Origin of the sequence: Desulfosarcina cetonica JCM 12296 (genome assembly GCF_001311845.1) — a bacterium.
GTDB classification, from domain to species: Bacteria; Desulfobacterota; Desulfobacteria; order Desulfobacterales; family Desulfosarcinaceae; genus Desulfosarcina; species Desulfosarcina cetonica.
In genome coordinates this window covers 1-1,818 of sequence record NZ_BBCC01000417.1, presented here as the reverse complement: position 1 = coordinate 1,818, position 1,818 = coordinate 1, and the positions used below count along the sequence as shown (strand labels likewise).

Here is a 1,818-nt window from a genome sequence, read left to right as displayed (position 1 = left end):
CTGCTTCGGATGCTTTTTCCAAGGCCATTTGTGCCTGCTTGGTTTTGCTGGCAAGCGGGGCACTGGTCGCTTTTACCGCTTCATGTTGGACATGGAACAGATCCGGTGAATGATGCGCACCCAGGTCGTTTCTGACATGATTGGCAATCCCCTTGCCCTCATCGCTGGTGGATTGAACCACTTTTACGGGAAGGTCCTTTAACGCATCATTCATGGCCTTGGTCCAATCCGAACCTTTTCTCCCGTCGGCATATTTTTCCAAAACAATGTAGTCGGATTCCGGTTCAATGGCGACCAGACAAGTCTGCGGATGAAAGGTTTCATCTTGACACACGGTGATTTGTTTCGGAGCCATGCCCGTTGTAAGGCGCACAGCCTCCCGTTTGCCAAATTCGACAATCGATTTCTCGATATTGACCGAGACCTTTTGTTGAGATCCGTATGAAGCGGCAACAAATCGGTCCAAACCCGTCAGTTCCAAAAACTGGCAAACTTGTCGAACGCTGCCAGGGCCTAAAAACGCCATGCAAAAATGTGCTGCCACTACCAGTCGATGTAAAAAAGCCGTTCCCGAGGGAGATTCAAAAAAGTCCTTGACCAAAGGCTCGGCATCGATCGACTTTTTCCGTTCTATCCAATATTGCAGGGTGGAGCGAGGAATATCGATTTGTTCTGCAATTTCTCGCTGGCTGAATGGGCTCTGGCATGCCGATTCATAAGTTGCTATAATATTGGCAACTATCTTCCTTGAGCGACGTGTCTGAGTTGTAAAATTTGAGTCATACTTTTATTATATATCCTAGTAAATCGTAACTGTCTAGATTTATTATTAATACTAACATAGCCGCTTTGCGGTGGCCGAAACGATGATCAAGGCCCAAAATTGGATGATGTGTTAAAAGCACCAAAATTTAGGCATGTTAGTTTTTGTTCAGCACTATATGTCAAAATATTTATGTATTTTTTCTGCCAAGCATATCTCCAGTTCAGGCTTCACCATAACGGCGGCATCTTTGTATTGCGATTCTGAAATTTCCAAAAAGGCGGCGAATACCAACGGATCAAATTGTTTCTGATTTTGTTTTAAAATCTCAATTGTGTCGACGTATGACATGGCATGTTTGTAGGGTCTTTTGGAGTTTAAAGCATCAAACACGTCAACCATTGAGAAAATTCGTGCAACGATAGGTATCTGTTCCCCGATAATCCCCATGGGGTATCCGCTTCCGTCATATTTCTCGTGGTGAAAACGGATTACGTCTATCGAATCCTGTAGCCATGGGATGTCGTTGACGATCTGGACTCCCTGTTCCACATGGGTTTTCATAATCGTGAACTCGTCATTCGAAAGGCTCGATGGTTTCAGTAAAATATTGTCCCGAATACCGATTTTCCCGATATCGTGAAGAAATGCGCCTTTGATCAGCGACTGCATGGATTGATTGGATAAATGCAATTGCTCCGCCAGACACAAACTGAAGTAGGTGACCCGATGGTTGTGCTCGCCGGTCTCACTGTCCCGCTTGGCAATGGCATTCCCCAATGCTTTAATGGTGTATAGATGACTTTCCAGAAGTTCGCGGCTGTTTCGCCGAAGTTTCCGGTATGACGAATGAATCAACGGGAATAAAACCAATGTCATGGTTGAAATTGTTCCGATTGCATGGAGCAGCGCAATGATCAGGGCCTTTCGGAATTGATGCAGGATCTTCGGGCCCACTGCGACCAAGATGCCGACATAACCAAGGAACTGTTGATCATCGTGGATGGGGCTGAAGACCTGGAAATAAAATTCCTCCTTAAATTTAAACATTAGGT

General features: G+C 45.2%; 2 protein-coding genes. Both read right to left on the bottom strand.

Annotated features, from left to right (window positions below; genetic code table 11):
• Positions 1-601: hypothetical protein (locus JCM12296_RS34540; RefSeq protein ID WP_218188442.1), on the bottom strand; the 601-nt coding region annotated here is incomplete at its 3' end.
• Between the two features lie 336 nt (positions 602-937).
• A partial coding sequence (locus JCM12296_RS34535; RefSeq protein ID WP_157068188.1) for an HD-GYP domain-containing protein occupies positions 938-1,818 on the bottom strand: 881 nt, incomplete at its 5' end.